This is a genomic window from Microbacterium salitolerans, assembly GCF_019720895.1.
Lineage (GTDB): Bacteria > Actinomycetota > Actinomycetes > Actinomycetales > Microbacteriaceae > Microbacterium.
In genome coordinates this window covers 407,345-426,955 of sequence record NZ_JAHKSH010000003.1, presented here as the reverse complement: position 1 = coordinate 426,955, position 19,611 = coordinate 407,345, and the positions used below count along the sequence as shown (strand labels likewise).

At 70.1% G+C, this 19,611-nt stretch carries 18 protein-coding genes; 5 read left to right on the top strand and 13 right to left on the bottom strand.

Going from position 1 to position 19,611, the window contains the following annotated elements; genetic code table 11:
- The first annotated feature begins 107 nt into the window (after positions 1-107).
- On the top strand, positions 108-845 hold the full coding sequence (locus KOL93_RS08540; protein WP_221584914.1) for a DeoR/GlpR family DNA-binding transcription regulator: 738 nt from the start codon (positions 108-110) through the stop codon (positions 843-845).
- On the opposite strand, the gene KOL93_RS08535 is transcribed toward KOL93_RS08540, so the two are convergent.
- From KOL93_RS08535 to KOL93_RS08510, 6 genes are all read right to left on the bottom strand, one after another.
- Positions 829-1,617: an ABC transporter ATP-binding protein gene (locus KOL93_RS08535; RefSeq protein ID WP_221584913.1), complete on the bottom strand. Its 789-nt coding sequence runs from the start codon at positions 1,615-1,617 to the stop codon at positions 829-831. The genes KOL93_RS08540 and KOL93_RS08535 overlap by 17 nt on opposite strands.
- Complete coding sequence (locus KOL93_RS08530) at positions 1,614-2,465, bottom strand: ABC transporter permease (RefSeq protein WP_221584912.1); 852 nt, start codon at positions 2,463-2,465, stop codon at positions 1,614-1,616. The genes KOL93_RS08535 and KOL93_RS08530 overlap by 4 nt, the downstream gene beginning before the upstream one ends.
- Positions 2,462-3,277, bottom strand: coding sequence for an ABC transporter permease (locus KOL93_RS08525; RefSeq protein ID WP_221584911.1), 816 nt, complete (start codon positions 3,275-3,277; stop codon positions 2,462-2,464). The genes KOL93_RS08530 and KOL93_RS08525 overlap by 4 nt, the downstream gene beginning before the upstream one ends.
- 20 nt (positions 3,278-3,297) lie before the next feature.
- Positions 3,298-4,290 carry an ABC transporter substrate-binding protein gene (locus tag KOL93_RS08520; RefSeq protein ID WP_221584910.1) on the bottom strand — a complete coding sequence of 331 codons (993 nt, stop codon included), beginning with the start codon at positions 4,288-4,290 and terminating at the stop codon, positions 3,298-3,300.
- A gap of 76 nt (positions 4,291-4,366) precedes the next feature.
- Entirely contained in the window at positions 4,367-5,992 is a 1,626-nt protein-coding gene (locus KOL93_RS08515) for an AMP-binding protein (protein ID WP_221584909.1), read from the bottom strand.
- Positions 5,993-5,999: 7 nt separating this feature from the next.
- Positions 6,000-6,458, bottom strand: a complete 459-nt coding sequence (locus KOL93_RS08510) for a MaoC family dehydratase (protein WP_221584908.1) — start codon at positions 6,456-6,458, stop codon at positions 6,000-6,002.
- 99 nt (positions 6,459-6,557) lie between these two features.
- Between KOL93_RS08510 and KOL93_RS08505 the strand changes: the two genes are divergently transcribed.
- Positions 6,558-7,004 (top strand): MarR family winged helix-turn-helix transcriptional regulator, encoded by a 447-nt coding sequence (locus tag KOL93_RS08505; protein WP_221584907.1) that lies wholly within the window; start codon positions 6,558-6,560, stop codon positions 7,002-7,004.
- On the opposite strand, the gene KOL93_RS08500 is transcribed toward KOL93_RS08505, so the two are convergent.
- Entirely contained in the window at positions 7,001-7,285 is a 285-nt protein-coding gene (locus tag KOL93_RS08500) for a putative quinol monooxygenase (protein ID WP_221584906.1), read from the bottom strand. The genes KOL93_RS08505 and KOL93_RS08500 overlap by 4 nt on opposite strands.
- A gap of 119 nt (positions 7,286-7,404) precedes the next feature.
- Here KOL93_RS08500 and KOL93_RS08495 point away from each other — a divergent pair, with 119 nt between their 5' ends.
- Both KOL93_RS08495 and glgP read left to right on the top strand, forming a co-directional pair.
- On the top strand, positions 7,405-8,424 hold the full coding sequence (locus KOL93_RS08495) for a winged helix DNA-binding domain-containing protein (protein ID WP_221584905.1): 1,020 nt from the start codon (positions 7,405-7,407) through the stop codon (positions 8,422-8,424).
- A gap of 62 nt (positions 8,425-8,486) precedes the next feature.
- Positions 8,487-11,057, top strand: a complete 2,571-nt coding sequence (gene glgP / locus KOL93_RS08490; RefSeq protein ID WP_221584904.1) for an alpha-glucan family phosphorylase — start codon at positions 8,487-8,489, stop codon at positions 11,055-11,057.
- Positions 11,058-11,119: 62 nt separating this feature from the next.
- Here the strand turns inward: glgP and KOL93_RS08485 are convergent, their stop codons facing one another.
- The 5 genes from KOL93_RS08485 to KOL93_RS08465 are packed head-to-tail and all read right to left on the bottom strand — an operon-like array spanning position 11,120 to position 16,106.
- Positions 11,120-12,220, bottom strand: coding sequence for a Gfo/Idh/MocA family protein (locus tag KOL93_RS08485; protein ID WP_260406132.1), 1,101 nt, complete (start codon positions 12,218-12,220; stop codon positions 11,120-11,122).
- Positions 12,217-13,005 carry a ThuA domain-containing protein gene (locus KOL93_RS08480; RefSeq protein ID WP_221584902.1) on the bottom strand — a complete coding sequence of 263 codons (789 nt, stop codon included), beginning with the start codon at positions 13,003-13,005 and terminating at the stop codon, positions 12,217-12,219. Before KOL93_RS08480 ends, KOL93_RS08485 begins: the two co-directional genes overlap by 4 nt.
- Positions 13,006-13,043: 38 nt before the next feature.
- Positions 13,044-13,907 carry a carbohydrate ABC transporter permease gene (locus KOL93_RS08475; RefSeq protein ID WP_221584901.1) on the bottom strand — a complete coding sequence of 288 codons (864 nt, stop codon included), beginning with the start codon at positions 13,905-13,907 and terminating at the stop codon, positions 13,044-13,046.
- Between the two features lie 10 nt (positions 13,908-13,917).
- Positions 13,918-14,838, bottom strand: coding sequence for a carbohydrate ABC transporter permease (locus KOL93_RS08470; protein WP_260406128.1), 921 nt, complete (start codon positions 14,836-14,838; stop codon positions 13,918-13,920).
- Between the two features lie 50 nt (positions 14,839-14,888).
- On the bottom strand, positions 14,889-16,106 hold the full coding sequence (locus KOL93_RS08465; RefSeq protein ID WP_260406126.1) for a sugar ABC transporter substrate-binding protein: 1,218 nt from the start codon (positions 16,104-16,106) through the stop codon (positions 14,889-14,891).
- Positions 16,107-16,265: 159 nt separating this feature from the next.
- Here KOL93_RS08465 and KOL93_RS08460 point away from each other — a divergent pair, with 159 nt between their 5' ends.
- Positions 16,266-17,270 (top strand): LacI family DNA-binding transcriptional regulator, encoded by a 1,005-nt coding sequence (locus KOL93_RS08460; protein WP_221584898.1) that lies wholly within the window; start codon positions 16,266-16,268, stop codon positions 17,268-17,270.
- Positions 17,271-17,346: 76 nt separating this feature from the next.
- On the opposite strand, the gene glgX is transcribed toward KOL93_RS08460, so the two are convergent.
- Positions 17,347-19,497 carry a glycogen debranching protein GlgX gene (gene glgX / locus KOL93_RS08455; RefSeq protein WP_221584897.1) on the bottom strand — a complete coding sequence of 717 codons (2,151 nt, stop codon included), beginning with the start codon at positions 19,495-19,497 and terminating at the stop codon, positions 17,347-17,349.
- Positions 19,498-19,611: the final 114 nt, after the last annotated feature.

Sequence of the window (19,611 nt, the reverse complement as noted above, 5' to 3'; positions counted from 1 at the left end):
TCGTTCGTGCATTCTTGCGCGAATACGCACACTGAGTGCGCGAAACCGCGTCCTCCTTGCGTGTTAGGTTCGCCAGGAGGGATGGTCGATATCAAGGGGGATCCGCTATGGCACACGATGCCGAGATCATCGATCTGCTGCAGCAGAACGGCTACACGTCGGTGAAGGATCTCGCCGCGCACGTCGGCGTCACGCCGTCGACGGTGCGGCGCACGCTCGACCGCCTCGAGGGTATGGACCTCGTGCAGCGCACCCATGGCGGCGCGTATCCGACCCAGACGGCCGACACGCCCTACGCGATGAAGGAGACCCTCCATCAGCGCGAGAAGGCCGCGATCGGGCGGGCGATGGCAGATCGGATCCTCGAGGGGCAGACCGTGCTGCTCGACAGCGGGTCCACGACGCTCGAGGTCGCGAAGCACCTGCGCCGTTCACGCCTCACGGTCGTCACGAACGACCTGCGCATCGGGCTCGAGATCGCGAACAAGCCGGGCATGCACCTCATGTTCATCGGCGGCGAGCTCCTCCCGAACGTCTACACGATGTGGGGCCCGACCGCGGTCGAGCAGCTCACGCACCTCCGCGTCGACGTCGCCGTATTCGGAGCCGACACCGTCGACGACGACGGCGTGTACAACGCCTCGAGTTACGAGGTCGAGCTCAAGCGCACGATGCTGTCGATCACGCGCGAGGCGTTCCTCGTCGCCGACAGCTCCAAGTTCGGGCGCGAGGCGCTGTTCCAGGTGTTCGACTTCGAGAAGTTCACCGCCGGCATCACCGATTCGACGCTCGATCCGCTGCGCGCGTCGCACTTCCCGATCCCGCTCATCACGGTGAAGGCGTAGGCGCGGCGCCACCGTCCCGGATCATCCGGGCGATGGCGCCGCGGAGGTGGACGAACGCGTCGAGCTCGCGAGTCGTGACCTGGTCTCGTGGCGACGGCAGGTCGATGTCGACGGCCTGGACGATCGTCGACGGCGACTTCGACAGCACGAGCACCCGGTCGCCCAGGTAGACGCTCTCGTCGATGTCGTGCGTGACGAACAGGATCGTCATGCGGAACCGCTCGCGCACGGCGAGCATGAGGTCCTCGAGCTCGGCACGGGTCTGCGCGTCGACGGAGGCGAACGGCTCGTCCATCAGCAGGATCCGGGGGCGATACGCGAGCGCCCGTGCGATCGCGACGCGCTGCTGCATGCCGCCCGACAGCTGCCAGGGATACTTGCCCGCGGCCTCCGAGAGCCCCACGGCGTCGAGGCTCTCCTCGATGCGTTCCTGACGCTCCTGCTTCGACACCTGCCCCCGCGGGAACGCGAACGCGACGTTGCCCGCGACCGTGCGCCACGGGAACAGCGAGCGGCTGTAGTCCTGGAACACGAGCGCGAGGTCGTGGGGGACGCCGTCGAGGGGCTTCCCATCCAGCGTCACGGTGCCGCGGGTCGGCGTCATGAGTCCCGACAGGCACCGCAGCATCGTCGTCTTGCCGCACCCGGACGGACCGACGATCGACACGAACGCCCCCTCGGGGATCGTGAAGTCGAGCCGTCCGATGGCCTCGAACGGATCCTTCCCCTCGTAGACGTGGCCGAGGCCCTCGATCGTCATCAGATCGGTCATGACACTCCCTCTCGTGCGCCGCGATGCCAGCGCGTGACGCGCGCCTCCACCGCCGCGAGGATCGCGTTGAGCACATATCCGAGGATCCCGAGCAGCAGGATCCCCGACCACATGTCGAGCATTCGGTACGTGCGCTGGGCGCCGAGGATGATGGATCCGATCCCCTCCTGCTGCCCGACCATCTCCGAGATCACCATGACGATGAGCGCGACAGAGAGGCTCACGCGCATGCCGGCGAAGATCTTCGGCGACGCGCTCGGCAGGACGATGCCGAAGAACACCCGGCGCCGATCGAACTCGAAGATGCGGCCCGTGTCGAGGTGCAGACTGTCGACGGATCTCACGCCGTCGATCGTGTTGAGCACGACGGGCCAGATCACGGCGAAGGCGATGAGCGCGACGCGCATCTCGCTGCCGAAGCCGAGCAGGATGAAGAAGATCGGCAGCAGCGCGGGTGGCGGGATCGCGCGGACGAAGTGCACGATCGGCTCGATGTAGTCTCCGAGCACGCGGCTGCGGCCGATCGCGACGCCGAGCAGCACGCCGAGGACGACGGCGCCCGTCCACCCGCCGAGCATTCGCCCGAGGCTCGGGACGATGTCGGCCGCGACGCCCTCGGTGAGGAACAGCGACGACGGCGGACCCGACAGCCACAGCTCCGCGAACCGCTGGATGATCTCCGAGATGGGCGGGAAGTAGAGGGAGCCGGCGACGCGGGCCGCGACCTCCCACACGATGCCGAGCGCGAGCAGCGCGCCCCAGCGCACCGCGAACCGGCCGAGCCGGCCGCGCGCCTCCGCGGAGCGGCGCGGCGGGCGCACGACCCCGAACCACGTCGTGACCGTCATGATCCGCTCCCCGTCTGCCGCAGCGCGGGCTGCCAGGCGAGGAACCGCCGCTCGATGAGCACGAGGACCCCGTTGATCGCGAGGCCGAGCAGCCCCGCGATGATCGTCGCGGCGTACACGAGGTCGGGACGGTTGCCGGTCGCGCTGGCGTCGAGCATCCATCGCCCGAGCCCCGCCGATGCCCCGGCGAGCAGCTCCGTACTGATGGCGACGATGAGCGCGACCGACGCCGCGATCCGGATCCCCGTGAAGATGAACGGCGCCGCGCTCGGGATCGAGACCTCGAAGAGCGTCGCGATGCGCCCCCGGCCGAAGCTCCGCGCCGTGAGCTTCGCGACGGGGTCGACGTCGTGCATGCCGTAGATCGTGTTGAACAGCACGGGCCACGTCGTCGAGAACACGATCAGTGCGATCTTCATCTCGGCGTCGTTTCCGAGCACGAGCATCGCGAGCGGGATGAGCGCGACGGACGGGATCGGGCGCAGGAACTCGATGACGGCGCGGCTGCCCGAGTAGACGGCACTCGAGGATCCCAGCACGACGCCGAGGGCGACGGACACGACGATGCAGATCGCCAGGCCCGCCGCCCACGCGCCGAGGGTCGCGAGCACCGACCCGAGGAACTCCGGGGAGACGAGCAGCTCGCCGACCCGCACGAGCACGATCGACGTCGGCGGAAGATAGGCCTCGGGGACGATCCCCGAGCGCGACACGATCTCCGCGACCACGAACAGCGCGAGCAGGCCGAGCAGTCCGCGCACCGCGATCCTGCGGCGCGTGCGGGGCGCCGCACGCGCCGTCGTCGAAGTCATCGCGCGTCAGCCCGCGTGCGTCACTCGCCCTGCCACGCGTACTGCGACAGGTCGTCGAGCGGCTCCTCGAGCAGGCCGTACTCCACCATGAGATCCATCGTCAGCTCGGCGCCCTCGAGGTCGGGGGCGCCGTCCTCGACGAAGCTCGGGAGCACGATCTCCGCGGCGAGCTCAGGCGTCAGGGTCGTGAACTCGGGCAGGATCTCGACGACCGTGTCAGGATGCTCGATCGCCAGCGTCGTCGCCTTGTCCATCGCGCGGACGAAGGCGGCGACCGCCTCGGGATTCTGCTCGGCGTACGCGGTGGAGGTGTTCCAGTTGATGAGCGGGCTGTTCTGCTGGTCCTCGTTGCAGACGGAGGGCGAGAGGATGCTCGTGAGCCCCTCGGCCGCGCCGATCGTGATGAACGGCTCGGGCACCAGGCCCGCCGCGACGCGGCCCTGGGTGACGGCGGCGCCGACCTCGGGGAAGGGCACCTCGACGAGCTCGTAGTCGCCCGGCGCAAGCCCTTCCGACTCGAAGCAGTCGCGCACCTGCAGCTCGGTCGCCGACTGCAGGGTGTTGACGGCGACCGTCTCGCCACGGAGATCCTCGACCGACTCGATGCCGGCGTCCCCTGACGCGATGATGCCGTTGATCCCCTCCTTGTCGGAGTCGGTGCCCTCGCGCACGACCTGCAGCTCGAGGCCCTGCGAGACGGCCGCGAGCACGTTCGTCCACGTCGCCGCGCTGAACTGCAGCTCGTCCGAGACGAGCTGCGTGACGCCGACCGCGCCTCCCGCGATCGTCTCGATCGTGACGTCGAGCCCCTCGTCGTCGAAGTAGCCTTCTGCCTCCGCGATGTACAGCGGCGCGTAGTCGCCCGCCGGGAGCGTGCCGACGGTGATGGGGGTGGGGTCGTCGGAATCGAGCGGTTCGCCGCTCGATCCTCCGTCGGATCCGGAGCATCCGGCCGCGAGACCGGTGATGAGCACTGCTGTCGCGGTCGCCGCGACGCTCTTTCGGGGGAACATCGTCGCCCTCCTCATATCTCGCCATTGAGATCGTGCATCGGGACCGCCATGGGGCGGCCTCGAAAGTTGTGTCAGGCTACCTGAAACTCTTGGGGCCGACAATGCCGGTTTGCGCGTCACGGAACAGGGCTCGGATCCGCGCCAGATCGACCTTCCCGCTGCCGCTCCGCTGCAGATCGGCGACCGCGAGGATCCGCTTCGGCTTCTTGTACCCGGCGATCTCGTCGCCGACGTGCGCGACGATCGCGGCGGTGTCGGCGGATCCCGGATCCGTCACCGCCACCACAGCCGCGACGACCTCGCCCCAGCGCTCGTCGGGCACGCCGACGACGACGGCATCGAGCACGTCGGGATGTCGCAGCAGCGACGCCTCGACCTCGGCGGGGAACACCTTCTCGCCGCCCGTGTTCACGACGGCCGCCCCGCGCCCGAGCAGCTCGACGCCGCCGTCGTCGAGCACGCGCACGAGGTCGCCGGGGATGATGTGGCGCCGCCCCCGGATCTCGACGAAGTTGGCGGCGGTCTTGTCCGGATCCCCGTAGTATCCCTTCGGCATGCCGCCCGTGAACGCGATCCGCCCCGACGATCCGGGGGCGTCCTGCACCTCCGCGAGCTCGTCGTCGAGGACGACCGTTCCCGGCGTGAGGCGGAACCGCGCCGGCAGGTCGTCGTCCGCGCGCGTGATGCCGAGGGCGACGGCGCCGCCCTCCGTCGACGCGAGGATGTCGGTGATGACGACATCGCCGAGGGCGTGGATCCGACGCTTCACCTCGTCGCTGAACCGCATGCCCGACGAGAGCACCGAGTCGAGGTGCGGAAGCTGCGAGATCCCCTCCTCCTCGGCGGCTTCGAGCAGGGGCAGCGCGATCGCGTCGCCCGCAACGGCCACCCGGGAGACCCGCTCGTCGCGGATCGCGCGGATCGCCCGGCGCGGATCGAACCGCGCGGTCGGCAGCACCACGACGGTTCCGCCCAGCAGGAGCGCGTTGATGACCGTCGTGAGCGCGGTCCCGTGCATGAAGGGCGAGAGCGCGAGCGCGACGATCGGCTGCCGATCCGGATCGGTCGCGGTGCGCACGACGTCGTCGGGCGTCTCGGGAATCGGCAGACCCGACGAGACGTAGGCGTTGTAGATCTGCATCGTCAGCATCTGGCGCGTGCTCCACACCGCGGCCTTCGGCGCGCCCGTCGTCCCGCCCGTGTACATGAAGAAGTCGCCGTCGACGGGGTCCTCGTACGGCAGCGGATCCCTGTCATGCAGGTCGGTGAAGTCGATCGCGTTCGGCAGCAGAGGGGCCTCGACGTCGGGCACCTGCAGGAGGTGGATCGGGCGACCGAGCAGCGCCACCGCCTCCGCCACGACATCGGCCAGGCTCGCCGCGTACACGAGCGCCGACGAGTCGGAGTCGTCGAGCAGTTCGGCGACCTCGCGCGCCCGATAGCGGAAGTTCAGCGACACCGGCACGACCCCGATCCGAAGGGACCCCGCGAAGGTCAGGAGCCATTCCGGTCGGTTGTGCAGGAGGATCGACACCTTGTCGTCGCGCCCGATACCGAGGTCGCCGCACAGCGCGGCGAAGCGGGCCGCCGCGTCGTCGAATTCCGCGTACGTCATCACCCCCTCCCCGACCGTGACGAGAGCGGGGCGGTCGGGGGTCTCGCGCGCGATCCGATGCCAGAGGTCGACGTAGTGCCCGTCCATCAGCGCCTCACCGCAGGTACCGCAGCAGGATGTCGGCGACGCAGGCAGGTTTGGATCCGCCCTCGATCTCGAACGTCACGCGCGAGGTCGTCTGGTAGCCGCCGGGGATCTCGTCGACCGCGAGCATCTCGCCGATGACGCGCACGCGGGAGCCGACGCGGACCGGGGCGGGAAAGCGCAGGCGATCGAGCCCGTAGTTGATCCCCACGCCGACTTCCGTCACGCGGAAGACCTCGGCCATGAGTGGCACGACGAGGCCGAGCGTGAGGTATCCGTGGACGATCGTCCCGCCGAACGGCGTCGCCTCCGCGAGCTCCGCATCGAGGTGGATCGGATTGCGGTCTCCCGTGAGATCCGCGAACGCCGTGACCTCGTCCTGCGTGATCTCGCGCCACGACGAGGGGCCGAACGTGCGCCCGACGAGCGCGGGCAGCTCCTCGATCGATGCGCTGAGCGGGTGAGTCATCCGTGTCTCCTTTGACCTCGGTGATATCAGGCTCCCTGAAACAGGGATGCCTATGATGATGGGGCACGCGAGGACGAGTGGCAAGGGAAGGAGGGGCCCATGCCCCACAGCAGAGGCCTCATCTACGTGATCAAGCAGCTCGAGATGGGCATGCGCCGACCCTTCTTCGAAGTGGTCACCTCGCACGGGCTCAACTGGGGGCAGTACACGGCGCTCACCGTGCTCCACCGACTACCCGGGCTGACGTCATCCGAACTCGCGCGGCGATCGTTCGTCCGCCCGCAGTCGATGGCCGAGACGCTCACGCCGCTCGTCGATGCGGGGCTCGCCCGCCGCGAGCCGAACCCCGATCACGGGCGTCAGCTGCTGCTCTCGATCACGCCCGCCGGCATCGAGAAGATCGAGGCGATGGGCGAGGACGTGCGCGCCCTCGAAGACCGGATGCTCCGCGACCTCGACGACGACGAGATCGTCCAGCTCATGGACTTCCTGCGCCGCGTGCGCCACGGCGTCGAGGATCCGGCGCCGGTGGAGGCGGCGCTCTAAAGCCCGCGCACCTCGTACTCCCGCGGGATCCCGGCCGTCGCCCGCCCCCATTCGCTCCCGGCGACGCGCCGCTGGTGCGCGGCGAACGCCTCCTGGTCGACGAACCGCTCCGCGACCGACCAGATCAGCGGATCCGCCGTCGGCTCGACCGCGAACGCGGCGCAGCCCGGCTCCGCCCGCGTGCGGCGGATGTGCTCGGGGAGGTGGCGCCGGACCACGTCCGCGTCGGCCTCATCGCGGCAGCGGAGGAACCCGGTCAGCGTCACGTCGTCTCGCGGCATGGGGCATACGCTACTGCGACGCGGCGGCCGCGCGTTCCGGTGACCCGCGCGACCCTTCGCCGCGCCACGAAGGGTCAGAGGCGTCACGCGAACGCCTCCGGCCCCCTACTCTGACCTCCATGGACACGCGCGACGCTCTCCGCTTCCGCTGGCACGCGCACCTGCTCGGCGGATCCGAGCTGTCCCCCGCGCAGGTCGTCGACCGCGCCGTGGCGCTGCAGGGCCAGGACCTGCCCGCGGTGCTGCGGGCGATCGCGCTGCGCTCCGCGCCCGGGACGACGATCGACGACGTGCGCGCGGCGTTCGATCGGGGCGAGATCGTGCGCTCGTGGCCCCTGCGCGGCACGCTGTTCGCGACGACGCCCGCGCACCTCGCCGAGCTGCTCGCGCTGACGAGCGAGCGGATCCACCGGAGCACCCTGAAGCGCCGCGCCGAGCTGGGTCTGCCCGAGGACGTGCTCGACCGCGCCCGCGGGATCCTGCTCGATGCCCTCGACGAGCGCCCGCGCACGCGCTCCGAGCTGCTGGCCCTCTGGCAGGCGGCCGGCATCGACACGTCGACGGGGCGCGGGTACCACCTGATCTTCCATCACGCCGTCGCGGGCCTCGCGCACTGGGGCGCGTTCGACGGCGACGAGCAGCTCTTCACGCGCACGACCGACGCGCCGACCCCATCGGAGGACGCGCTCGTCGACATCACCCGCCGATTCGTCGACGCCCGCGGCCCCGTGACCGAGGCCGACCTCGCCTGGTGGCTCAAGCTGCCGAAGACGCAGGCACGGAAGGCCGCGGCGAGCGCCGACCTCGCCGAGGTCGTGGTGGGCGAGCAGCGCGCGTGGATCGTCGGAGAGGCAGACGTCTCCGGCGACACGGGCGTCACGCTCGTGCCCGCGTTCGACGAGTGGATCCTCGGATACGCCGACCGCTCGCTCACCGCGAGCCCCGCGATGCAGGCGGCGCTCGTGCCGGGGAACAACGGGGTGTTCCGCCCCGCGATCCTCGTCGATGGCACGGTTGTGGGGACCTGGCGCGCCCGCGCGAAGAGCCGGAAGGATCCGTCGTTCGAGCTGGTCGAGAGGGTGCCGGCTCGGACGCGGACGCGCATCGAGCGCGCCGTCGAGGCGTGGCGACTCGACTGACGTGTGTGAACCCCTCGTGAAACCTCTCGCACGGGGCCCCGGTCCGCACTAACGTCGGCGCCATGCGCGCCATTCGTCGGTTCACCGTCCGTCCGGTCCTCCCCGAGCCGCTCGCCGCGCTCGGCCCGCTCGCCGCGAACCTGCGGTGGTCGTGGGATCCGCAGACGCAGGATCTCTTCGCCGAGATCTCGCCGCAGGTGTGGGAGCAGCGGAACGATCCCGTCCGCGTCCTCAGCGACGTCCCTCGCGGGCGCTGGGAGGAGCTCGCGGAGGACGACGCGTTCCTCAGACGTCTGGCGAGCGCGGCGGCCGCGCTCGAGTCGTACCTGACGCACGACCGCTGGTACCAGCGTGCCGTGCCCGACGGCCCCGCCTCGATCGCCTACTTCTCTCCGGAGTTCGGCATCGCAGCGGCCCTCCCGCAGTACTCGGGCGGGCTCGGGATCCTCGCGGGCGATCATCTGAAGGCGGCGAGCGACCTGGGCGTGCCGATCATCGGCGTCGGTCTGTTCTACGCGCACGGCTACTTCAAGCAGTCCCTCACGCGCGACGGCTGGCAGGTCGAGACGTACCCCGTCCTGGATCCCGACGAGCTTCCCGTGACCGCGCTGCGCGAGCCCGGCGGCGAGCACGCGACGATCACGATCTCGCTGCCCGGCGGGCCAGAGCTCGTCGCGAAGATCTGGGTGGCGCAGGTCGGGCGCGTGCCGCTCCTCATGCTCGATACCGATGTCGAACAGAACCCCGACCACTACGTCGCGATCACCGACCGGCTCTACGGCGGCGGGAGCGAGCATCGCCTGCGCCAGGAGATCCTGCTCGGCGTCGGCGGCGTGCGCGCGGTCCGCGCGTACTCGCGCCTGACGGGGGCGGCGGCACCGGAGGTCTTCCACACGAACGAGGGCCACGCGGGCTTCCAGGGGCTCGAGCGGATCCGAGAGCTCACGACGGAGAGCCCGCGGCTCCCGTTCGACGCGGCGCTCGCCCTGAACCGCGCCTCGACGATCTTCACGACGCACACCCCCGTGCCCGCGGGCATCGACCGGTTCTCGCGCGACCTCATCGAGCAGTACTTCGCCTCCGAGGGCGGCGTCACGCCCGGCGTGCCGACGGATCGCGTGCTGCGGCTCGGATCCGAGACGTACGAGGGCGGGGACCCCGGGGTCTTCAACATGGCCGTGCTCGGCTTCCGCCTGGGCCAGCGCGCGAACGGCGTGAGCCGGCTGCACGGACATGTGAGCCGCGACATGTTCCACGGGCTCTGGCCGATGTTCGACGAGGCGGAGGTGCCGATCGGATCCATCACGAACGGGGTGCACGCGCCCACGTGGGTCGCGCGCGAGTTCCGCGAGCTCGTCGCCGCGCTGGGGGCCGACGCCGACGGCGACCCCGAGGATTTCGCGAAGGCGCTCGACGGCGCCGACCCCGCGCACGTGTGGGGCATCAAGCGCGTCCTCCGCGAGCGCCTCGTCGTCGACGCCCGCGCGCGCCTGCGCCGCTCCTGGCAGAAGCGCGGGGCGTCGGACGCCGAGCTCGGCTGGACCGACGAGGCGCTCGACCCCGACGTGCTCACGATCGGCTTCGCGCGCCGCGTGCCGTCGTACAAGCGCCTCACGCTCATGCTGCGCGATCCCGCACGCCTGACGCGTCTGCTCACGGATCCCGATCGCCCCGTCCAGCTGATCATCGCCGGCAAGGCGCATCCGAACGATGACGGCGGCAAGAAGCTCATCCAGGAGCTGGTGCGATTCTCCGACGACCCGGCCGTACGGCATCGCGTCGTGTTCCTGCCGAACTACGACATCGCGATGGCGCAGCCGCTCTACCCCGGCTGCGACGTCTGGCTCAACAACCCGCTGCGCCCCTACGAGGCGTGCGGGACGAGCGGCATGAAGGCGGCGCTGAACGGCGGGCTCAACCTGTCGATCCTCGACGGCTGGTGGGACGAGTGGTTCGACGGCGAGAACGGCTGGGCCATCCCGTCTGCCGATGGACTTCCGGATCCGTCGCACCGCGACGACCTCGAGGCGTCGGCGCTCTACGAGATCCTCGAGCGCGAGGTCGTGCCCCGGTTCTACGACGCGGGCGACGACGGCGTGCCGACCCGCTGGCTCGAGATGATGCGGCACACGATCGAGACGCTCGGCCCGAAGGTGCTCGCGACGCGTATGGTGAGCGACTACGTCGACGACCTCTACGTGCCCGCCGCCCGGAGCACGCGCGGGCTCGGATCCGACTTCTCCGGCGCGCGGGAACTCGCCGCGTGGGAGCAGCGCGTGTCGGACGGATGGACGTCGGTGCGCGTCGAGCACGTCGAGTCGTCGGGCGTGAGCGACGCACCGGAGGTCGGCGCGACGCTCGACGTGCGGGCGTTCGTCGCGCTCGGCGACATCGCCCCCGACGACGTCGCGGTGCAGCTCGTGCACGGCCGGGCCGGCGTCGACGACGACATCGACGACGCCCGTGTGCAGGCGCTCTCCCTCGCCGAGGCGTACGAGGGTGGGCGGTACTGCTTCACGGGATCCCACGTGCTCGAGCGCTCGGGCCCCTTCGGCTACACCGTCCGCATCGTGCCGGCCAACCCCCACCTCACCTCGCCGGCCGAGACGGGGCTCGTGGCGGTCGCCCAGTGACCCGTGTCCCAGGACACGCCGTCATCCGCTGCGCGTGACGGCGTGTTGTGGGACACGGTCGTTCAGGCGATGCGCTCGAGTTCCGTGCGCACGGCGGGATCCGTCTCCGCCGCGATCGCGTCGGCGAGCGACGCGCCCAGGACGTCCGCGATCCGCACGCGGGCGCCCGTCTCGGACGAACGCACGGCGGCCTCCACCATCGCGAGGCTGTGCACGTTGCGTCGTGCTTCGCCCGATGGGGTCACGCCGCTGCGCAGGCAGGACAGGAACTCGGCGAGCGCACCCGCCGTCTCCTCCTGCGCGCCGGGCGCCACGTCGGCGTGAAGCGGGGCGTCGTCGATGTCGGGGCGATGCGACGTCACGGACGAGGATCCGTCCCACAGCGCCGTCCCGTACTCCCCGCTCACGCGCCACCGGCCGTTCCACGACGTCTCCTCCCCCGGCGCGCACCAGCTGCCGGTGTAGACGAGCCGCTCCCCGCCGGCGAACTCGAAGACGGCGTGCGCGTTCGCCGCGCCGTCGTACCAGCTCCACCCCGGGTTGTGCTCCTCGCAGTACACCGCGACCGGCTCGGATCCGACGACGGATCGGGCCGCGTCGAACTGATGGATCGCCATGTCGACGAGGAGGACGTGAGCCATCTCCTCGCGGAAGCCGCCGAAGCGCGGCGCCTTATAGAACTCGACGACGACGGATCCGATCCGGCCGAGCGATGCGACCTCCGCGCGCAGTGCATCGAGGGCAGCGAAGTAGCGGCGCGACTGGCTGATCATGAGCAGCTCGCCGTGCACGGTGGCCGCCGCCGCCTGCCGGAGCGCGTCGGCGATCGTCGGCGCGGCGGGCTTCTCGCACAGGACGGGCAGTCCCGCGGCGAGCGCCTCGCGGTTGACGGCCTGGTGTGCGGCCGGCACCGTCACGTTGACGACGGCATCGGCCCCCGTCTCCCCCGCCACCTGCGCGGCGCTCGTGCCGAGAGCGACGCCCTCGAGGCCGATCTCGGCGAGCGCCGCGCGCGCGGTCTCGAGGTTCAGGTCGACGAGCCCGACGAGCTCGGCGCCCGGCTCGTCGGCGATCGTGCGCAGCCAGGCGCGCCCCATGCCGCCGGCGCCGACCTGGACGATGCGCAGGGGGCGGTCACCCGGCACCGTGCGGAACGCGCTCAATTGCTCATCGCCCCCTCGTAGCCGTGACCGTTGTAGAAGTCCTCGCGGTCGTAGCGCAGGAGGGTCGGCGTCGTGCGCTCGGGCCGCACGGTGCGCGCCCATTCGACGCCGTTCGCGAGCACCTTGCGCACCTCGGCCTGGTGGTAGACGGGGTAGTCCTGGTCGCCGGGGCTGAAGTAGAAGATGCGCCCGAAGCCGCGCCGATACGTCATGCCGCTGCGGAACACCTCGCCGCCCGAGAACGTCGACAGGAACACCAGTTCGTCGGGCGCGGGGACGTCGAAGAACTCGCCGTACATCTCCTGCGCGGGGATGATGAACGGGTGCGGGACGCCCTGCGCGATGGGATGGGTCGGGTCGACCGTCCACACGACCTCGCGGTCATCCTTCGAGCGCCAGCGCAGCGTGCAGGTGGTGCCCATGAGGCGGCCGAAGATCTTCGACCAGTGACCGGAGTGCAGCACGAGCAGCCCCATGCCGTCGAGCACGTGCCGCTGCACGCGGTCGACGACCTCGTCGGCGACCTCGCCGTGCGCGGCGTGACCCCACCAGACGAGCACGTCGGTGTTCCGCAGCACCTCCTCGGTGAGTCCGTGCTCGGGATCGTCGAGCGTCACGGTCGACGCGACGACGCGGTCGCCGAGATGCTCCTCGATGCCCTCGCGGATCGTCTGGTGCATCCCCTCGGGGTAGAGGTCGCGGACCTCCTGCTGCTCCTGCTCGTGGCGGTTCTCGCCCCACACGACGACGCGGATGGGCTGGTCGCGGTTCGTTTCGATGGTCATGGTGGCCTTTCGCTGCTCGAGTCGTGTCGTCGGATCCGTCATTTGACAGCGCCGCCCATCGCTCCGGCCGAGATGTACTTCTGCGCCAGAAGCAGCAGCAGGATCGCGGGCAGCGACGAGAGCACGGCGGTCGCCATGACGGCGCTCCAGTTCGACACCTGCGTGCCGAGGTACTGGTAGATGCCGAGAGTGACGGGTCGGATGTCGGGGGTGGTGGTGAGGGTCAGGGCGAACAGGAAGTCGCTCCAGGCGAACAGGAACGCGAACAGCCCTGCGGTGATGAGCGCGTTCTTCGACACGGGCAGGGCGATCGACCAGAACGCCCGGATCTGCCCTGCGCCGTCGACGCGCGCCGCCTCGAGGATCGAGGGATGCACGTTCATCATGAAGGCGCGCAGCACGAGGATCGCGAACGGGATCGAGTGCGACGCGTCGGCGAGGATGAGCCCGCCCATCGTGTTGAGCAGCCCGATGTCGTTGTAGGCGGCGTAGAGCGCGTTGGCGATCACGATGCCGGGGATCATCTGCGCGATGAGGATCACGAGCAGGGCGATGCTGATCCACCGGTAGCGGAACTGGGCGAGCGCGTACGCGGCCGGCGCGGAGATCGCGAGGCTGACGACCACGGCGCCGAGCGACACGATGATGCTCGTGACGAGGTTGGCGCCCTGGTCCTGGATCGCCCGCTCGTACCCGGCGAAGCTCGGTTCGAGCGGGATGAGCGCGGCCGAAAGGGTGTTGCCGGACGGCTGCAGCGAAGCGTTGACCATCCAGTACACGGGGAAGAGCATCACGGCGAGGAACAGGAGCCCCAGAACCGTGTGGATCATCGTGCGGCTTCCGCGCCCCCGCGCGCGCCGTGCCGCCCGCGCATCGACGGTGATGAGTGCTGTCGTCGTCATCGTCGTCTCCTCACTCGTCGACGGCCTTGCGGGTGCCGCGCAGGTAGATGAGCGCGAACACGAGCGAGACCAGGATCAGGATGTTGCTGAAGGCGGCGCCGACGCCGAACTCGAAGTCGACGAAGGACGTCTGATAGGAGCGGATCGCGATCGTCTGCGTGGCGTTCGCGGGCCCTCCGCCCGTCAGTCCGAGGATCACGTCGAGCACCTTGAGCGTGTAGACGACGCCGAGCACGAGCGTGACACCGATCACGGGGCGCAGGTTCGGCAGCGTGATGTGCCAGAACGACTTCCAGCCGGTGGCGCCGTCGAGCGACGCGGCCTCGTACAGCTCGCCGGGGATGTCCTGCAGCCCGCCATACAGCAGGGTGACGTTGAACGGGATCCCGACCCAGATGTTCACGATGATGACGGCCAGGAGGGCGACATCAGGACTCGTGAGCCAGGGCACGGCGTCGAGGCCGATCGCCGTGAGGAACTGGTTGAGGATCCCGCTGTCCTGGTCGAGGATCGACCGCCACGTCGCGCTGGCGACGATGAGCGGCAGCAGCCAGGGCAGCAGCAGGAGCGCCCGCATGATGGTGCTGAGCGGGAAGCGCTTCTGGAAGAACAGCGCGAGTGCGAGACCGATCACGAACTGTCCCGCGAGGGATCCGATCGTGAACAGCATCGTGTTGGCCATCGACGGCCAGAACAGGTTGCTCGAGATCGCCGTGATGTAGTTCTGCAGGCCGACCCACGGCGCCTCGCCCGTGAAGAAGGTCTTGGTCGTGTACTCCTGGAAGCTCATCGTCAGGTTCTTGACGATGGGATATCCGAAGTAGAACAGGATGTAGACGCCCGCAGGGATCACGAAGAGCGCCTTGACGAGGTCTTCGCGCCACCGCCGGCGCCGCCGCCGCGCGGGGGGCGCGATCGCAGCCGAGGTCATATCGCCTCCTTCCATCGCGGCCCGGCCCGTGGCCGGGCCGCGAGATCGGTTCAGCCCTGGGACGCCTGCTCGAAGGCGTCGGCGGCGGACGCCTCGCCGGTGATCGCGAGCTGGATCGCGTCGTAGATCACGGTCGCGGCCTCCGGCCACTCCTCGCCGAGCTGGCCGGTGCGCGAGCGGGCGTTCTTGACCTGCTCCGCGAAGGCGCCCATCTCGGGCACCATCTCGACGTACTCGTCGATGAGGTCGGTGCGGGTCGGCACGAGGTACCGGCTCTCGGCGACCGACATCTCGATCTCCGGGCTCGACATGCACTCGACGAACTCCGCCGCGACCGCCTTCGTCGCCTCGTCGCCCGTCTCGGGCACCGTCCACACCTCGCCGCCGAGCGGCGCGACGGGGGTCTGACCCGCTTCGTTCACCGGGACCTGCACCGACTCCCACTCGACGTCCGTCTCGGCGAGGGCCGGGATCTGCCACGGACCGTTGATCATCATGGCGGCCTTGCCGGCCGCGAACTGGTCCTTCACGTCGCCCTGCTTCCAGTTGACGACGCTCGGCGACGCGGATCCGCTGTCGACGAGGTCGACCCAGAGCTGCAGCGCCTCGGCGACCTCGGGGCTCGTGAGGTCGGTCTCGTCGCCGCCGTTCGTCCACATGAACGGCAGGAACTGCCAGCTGCCCTCGTAGTTCGCGATCGCCGAGAACGCGACGCCGTAGCGGTCGCCCTCCGTCAGCGCGGCGGCGGCCTCCTTCAGCTCGTCCCACGTCTTCGGCGGCTCGATGCCCGCCTCCTCGAGCGCCTCGACGTCGTAGAACAGACCGAGCGTGTTGACCGCCGGACCGAGCCCGTAGACCTCGCCGTCGTACGTCGCGGCGTCGAGGATGCCCTGGGTGAAGCCCGAGGTGTCGACGTCGAAGTCGCTCAGCGGTGCGAGCCCGCCCGTCGCGGCGATCTCCTGCACGTCGGGGTTGTCCAGCATGAGGACGTCGGGCAGGGTGCGCGACGACGAGCGCTGCAGCACGGTCTGGATGAGGTCGGCGCCCGGCACCGTCTCGCGCTCGAGCTCGACGCCGACCTCGGCGGCGCACGTGTCGAGCGCCTCCTGCATGAGCGTCTTGTCTGGCTCGTTGTTGTAGTAGTCGAGGACGGTGAGCGTGCCGTCGCCGCCGCCCTCGCTGGCTCCGCCGCCCTGCCCGCAGGCCGACAGCGCGAGGGGGACGACGGCGACCGCGGCCGTCGCGATGAGGATCCTGCTTCTGCGCATGAGTGACTCCTTTGTATTCATGCCGGGTCTGCGCGACTCGCGGTGCCGAGGCGCGCCATCAGTGCGGTTAAGCGCTTAAACTGTGATTGCCGAGACTGACACAGTCCCCGGCGCGTGTCAACATGTTTCGGCCGGACACGGCGACGACGAAGGGACATCATGGCGACGATGCGAGAGGTGGCCGAACGGGCCGAGGTCTCGATCGCGACGGTCTCGTTCGTCGTCAACGGCACGAAGCGCGTGACGGATGCGACTCGGCAGCGCGTGCAGGACGCGATGCGCGATCTGGGATTCTCGCGCAACCCCGTCGGCGCCGCGCTCGCCCGCGGCCGCACGGGCATCATCGCGATGCTGTACCCGGCGGTCGAGCGGCCGCTGTCGCCCACGGCCGTGTCGTTCTTCACGAGCGCGTCGCGGCGCGCACGCGAGCGCGGCCACGACCTCGTGATGTGGCCCATCGGCGACGACACCGACCAGGTCTCCGTGCTCGCCGGCACGGGGCTGATCGACGCGGCCCTGCTCATGGAGGTGCAGCTCGAGGATCCACGCGTCGCCGCGCTCCTCGACCGCGATGTCCCCTTCGCGCTCATCGGGCGCACGAGCCACCCCGACGCGCTCCCCTACGTCGACGTCGACTTCCCCGCCTCGGTGCGCCAGGCCTACGCCCATCTCCGCGACCTCGGCCACGAGGACATCGCGTTCCTGACCGGCGACGGCAACGCCTTCTCCCACGGCGCGGTCTCGCGCGCGCGCGACACCTACCGGGAGGTGGCGACCGCGAGCGGCGCCCCCGTCACGATGCTCAGCTGCGGGGAGGATCCGCGTTTCGGGCGCGAGATCGGCCAGGGGTTCCGACGCGACCAGCCCACGACGACCGCCCTCATCTCGATGAATGAGCACGCGGTCCCGGGACTGCTCGTCTCCCTCGCGCGAGACGGGGTGCGCGTGCCCGAGGATCTCAGCGTGATCTCGATGGGATCCTCGGCCTACATGGCCGGCATGACGGATCCGCGCCTCACGTTCATGCGCACGCCGGGCACCGAGCTCGGCGAGTGGGGCGTCGACGCGGTCATCGACCGCATCGAGAACCCCGACTCCCCACTGCCGCAGCGCCTGCTGCCGTGCGAGTTCGTGCCGGGCGACACGGTCGCCCCGCGCGCGTAGAGAATCCGCCCCCTCCGCCGCATGTCCCACGACACGCCGTCATCCGCTCCGCGTGACGGCGTGTCGTGGGACACGGTCACTCCGTCGACCGCATCACGACGACGCTGCGGGGCGAGAGGGTCTGCGCCTCCGCGGCGGGCAGGGTGGCGCCGAGGGGGATGCGCGGATCCGTCGACAGCACGACCTCGCCGTGCTCCATGAACTCCGGGTCGACGGAGGCGACCGCGACCTCCTCTTCGGAGGCGGTGAACCACATGAGGAACGACCGGTCGATGACCTGCTCGCCGCGCGGGCCGGGCTCGCGCAGCGGGCCGCCCGAGACGAAGACGCCGATCGTGCGAGCGGCGCCGTCCGCCCAGTCCGCGTCCTCCATGCGCCGCCCCTCCGGGTGCAGCCAGGCGAGATCGGCGGGGCCGCCCGAGTAAGTCGGGGATCCCTCGAACCAGTGCCGCTGCCGGAGCGCCGGATGGTCGCGGCGCAGCTGCAGCGCGCGCCGCGTCGACTCGTAGACGTCGAGCCAGGCGTCGTCGGCCGACCAGTCGATCCAGCTCACCTCGTTGTCCTGGCAGTACGGATTGTTGTTGCCGCCCTGCGTGCGCCCGCGCTCGTCTCCCGCCGTGATCATCGGCACGCCGTTCGACAGCGCCAGGGTCGCCATGAGGTTCGCGGCCTGACGGCGGCGCACCGCGACGATGTCGGCGTCGTCGGTCTCGCCCTCGACGCCGTAGTTCGCCGAGCGGTTGTCGTCCGTGCCGTCGCGGTTGTCCTCGCCGTTCGCCTCGTTGTGCTTGTGCGCGTAGCTCACCAGGTCGCGCACGGTGAACCCGTCGTGCGCCGTGATGAAGTTCACCCCCGCGAACGCCCAGCGCCCGTCGTCCTCGTACAGATCCGAGGATCCCGCGAGCCGCGTGGCGAGGTTGCGGATGTCGCCGGATCCGCGCCAGAAGTCCCGCATGGTGCCGCGATACTGGTCGTTCCACTCCACCCAGGGCGCCGGCATCTGGCCCACGAGGTAGCCGTCCATCGACACATCCCACGGCTCGGCGATGAGCTTCACATGGCGCAGGACGGGATCCTGATCGACGGCCGTCAGGAACGCGCACGCCATGTCGATGTCGTAGCCGGTGCGGGTGAGCGCGCTCGTGAGGTCGAAGCGGAAGCCGTCGACGTGCATCTCGGTCACCCAGTAGCGGAGGGAGTCCATGATGAGCCGCAGCGTCATCGGCTCGCTCGCCGCGACGGTGTTGCCGCAGCCGGTCACATCCCAGTAGCTGTCATCGAACGCATCGTCCCCGTGCGGGATGATCCGCTTGTACCAGCCGCGGTCGTCGAGTCCGCGGAACGAGAGCGTCGGCCCCTCCGGCCCGCCCTCCGCCGTGTGGTTGTAGACGACGTCGAGGATCACCTCGAGCCCGGCCGCGTGGTACGCCCGCACCATGTCGCGGAACTCGCCGACCTGGCCGCCGCGATCCCCGCGCGACGAGTACGCGTTGTGCGGCGAGAAGAACCCCGCTGTGTTGTACCCCCAGTAGTTGACCGCGCCGCGCTCGGTGAGGGCCGGCTCACTGAAGAACTGCTGCGTCGGCAGCAGCTCGACGGCCGTCACCCCGAGATCCTTCAGGTAGTCGATGACGTGCGGGTGCGCGAGCCCCGAGTACGTGCCCCGCAGCTCCTCCGGCACCTGATCGTGCAGCTTCGTGAAGCCCTTGACATGCAGCTCGTAGATGACGGTGTCACGCCACGCGGTCTTCGGCTGCTCGTCGCCCTGCCAGTCATATGCCGGATCCACGAGGACGCTCCGCGCCGTGAACGGAGCGGAGTCCTCGTCGTTCCTCGCCGACGGATCCCCCCACTCGTTCGCGTACAGCGGCTGCTCCGGCGTGATGTCGCCGGCTGTCGCGCGTGCGAACGGATCCAGCAGCAGCTTGTGGGGATTGAACCGGAAGCCGTTCTGCGGATCCCACGGCCCGTCGGCACGGAAGCCGTACAGCTGCCCGGGCGCGAGCCCCGGGAGGGCGCCGTGCCAGATGCCGAGGTCCTGCTCGCTGAGTGGGTAGCGGGTCTCGGATCCGTCGTCGTCGAACAGGCACACCCACACGCCCGTCGCGTCAGGCGCGGAGACGGCGAAGTTCGTCGACTCCGGAGCCCACGTCGCGCCGAGCGGCCAGTTGCGCCCCGGCCAGACAGCCGTGCGCTCCCCCTTGTGACTCCACTGATGCGGGCTCATGCGCACATCATGCCCCGCTCAGATGACCGCAGACGCACGACGGCGCCGAACTTCTTCCATCCGTCACCTGGGTGCCGGTGGCGCGGCGGGACATATGCTGGCCGCCGCGCTCTG

Coding starts and splice junctions, on each gene's coding strand:
- KOL93_RS08515 (WP_221584909.1), bottom strand. CDS start 5,992: ATGGACGGGCACTACGTCGACCTCTGGCATCGGATCGCGCGCGAGACC.
- KOL93_RS08475 (WP_221584901.1), bottom strand. CDS start 13,907: ATGACGACGACAGCACTCATCACCGTCGATGCGCGGGCGGCACGGCGC.
- KOL93_RS08495 (WP_221584905.1), top strand. CDS start 7,405: ATGGACACGCGCGACGCTCTCCGCTTCCGCTGGCACGCGCACCTGCTC.
- KOL93_RS08470 (WP_260406128.1), bottom strand. CDS start 14,838: ATGACCTCGGCTGCGATCGCGCCCCCCGCGCGGCGGCGGCGCCGGCGG.
- KOL93_RS08460 (WP_221584898.1), top strand. CDS start 16,266: ATGGCGACGATGCGAGAGGTGGCCGAACGGGCCGAGGTCTCGATCGCG.
- KOL93_RS08525 (WP_221584911.1), bottom strand. CDS start 3,277: ATGACTTCGACGACGGCGCGTGCGGCGCCCCGCACGCGCCGCAGGATC.
- KOL93_RS08480 (WP_221584902.1), bottom strand. CDS start 13,005: ATGACCATCGAAACGAACCGCGACCAGCCCATCCGCGTCGTCGTGTGG.
- KOL93_RS08505 (WP_221584907.1), top strand. CDS start 6,558: ATGCCCCACAGCAGAGGCCTCATCTACGTGATCAAGCAGCTCGAGATG.
- KOL93_RS08510 (WP_221584908.1), bottom strand. CDS start 6,458: ATGACTCACCCGCTCAGCGCATCGATCGAGGAGCTGCCCGCGCTCGTC.
- KOL93_RS08500 (WP_221584906.1), bottom strand. CDS start 7,285: ATGCCGCGAGACGACGTGACGCTGACCGGGTTCCTCCGCTGCCGCGAT.
- KOL93_RS08465 (WP_260406126.1), bottom strand. CDS start 16,106: ATGCGCAGAAGCAGGATCCTCATCGCGACGGCCGCGGTCGCCGTCGTC.
- KOL93_RS08520 (WP_221584910.1), bottom strand. CDS start 4,290: ATGTTCCCCCGAAAGAGCGTCGCGGCGACCGCGACAGCAGTGCTCATC.
- KOL93_RS08540 (WP_221584914.1), top strand. CDS start 108: ATGGCACACGATGCCGAGATCATCGATCTGCTGCAGCAGAACGGCTAC.
- KOL93_RS08530 (WP_221584912.1), bottom strand. CDS start 2,465: ATGACGGTCACGACGTGGTTCGGGGTCGTGCGCCCGCCGCGCCGCTCC.
- glgP (WP_221584904.1), top strand. CDS start 8,487: ATGCGCGCCATTCGTCGGTTCACCGTCCGTCCGGTCCTCCCCGAGCCG.
- glgX (WP_221584897.1), bottom strand. CDS start 19,497: ATGAGCCCGCATCAGTGGAGTCACAAGGGGGAGCGCACGGCTGTCTGG.
- KOL93_RS08535 (WP_221584913.1), bottom strand. CDS start 1,617: ATGACCGATCTGATGACGATCGAGGGCCTCGGCCACGTCTACGAGGGG.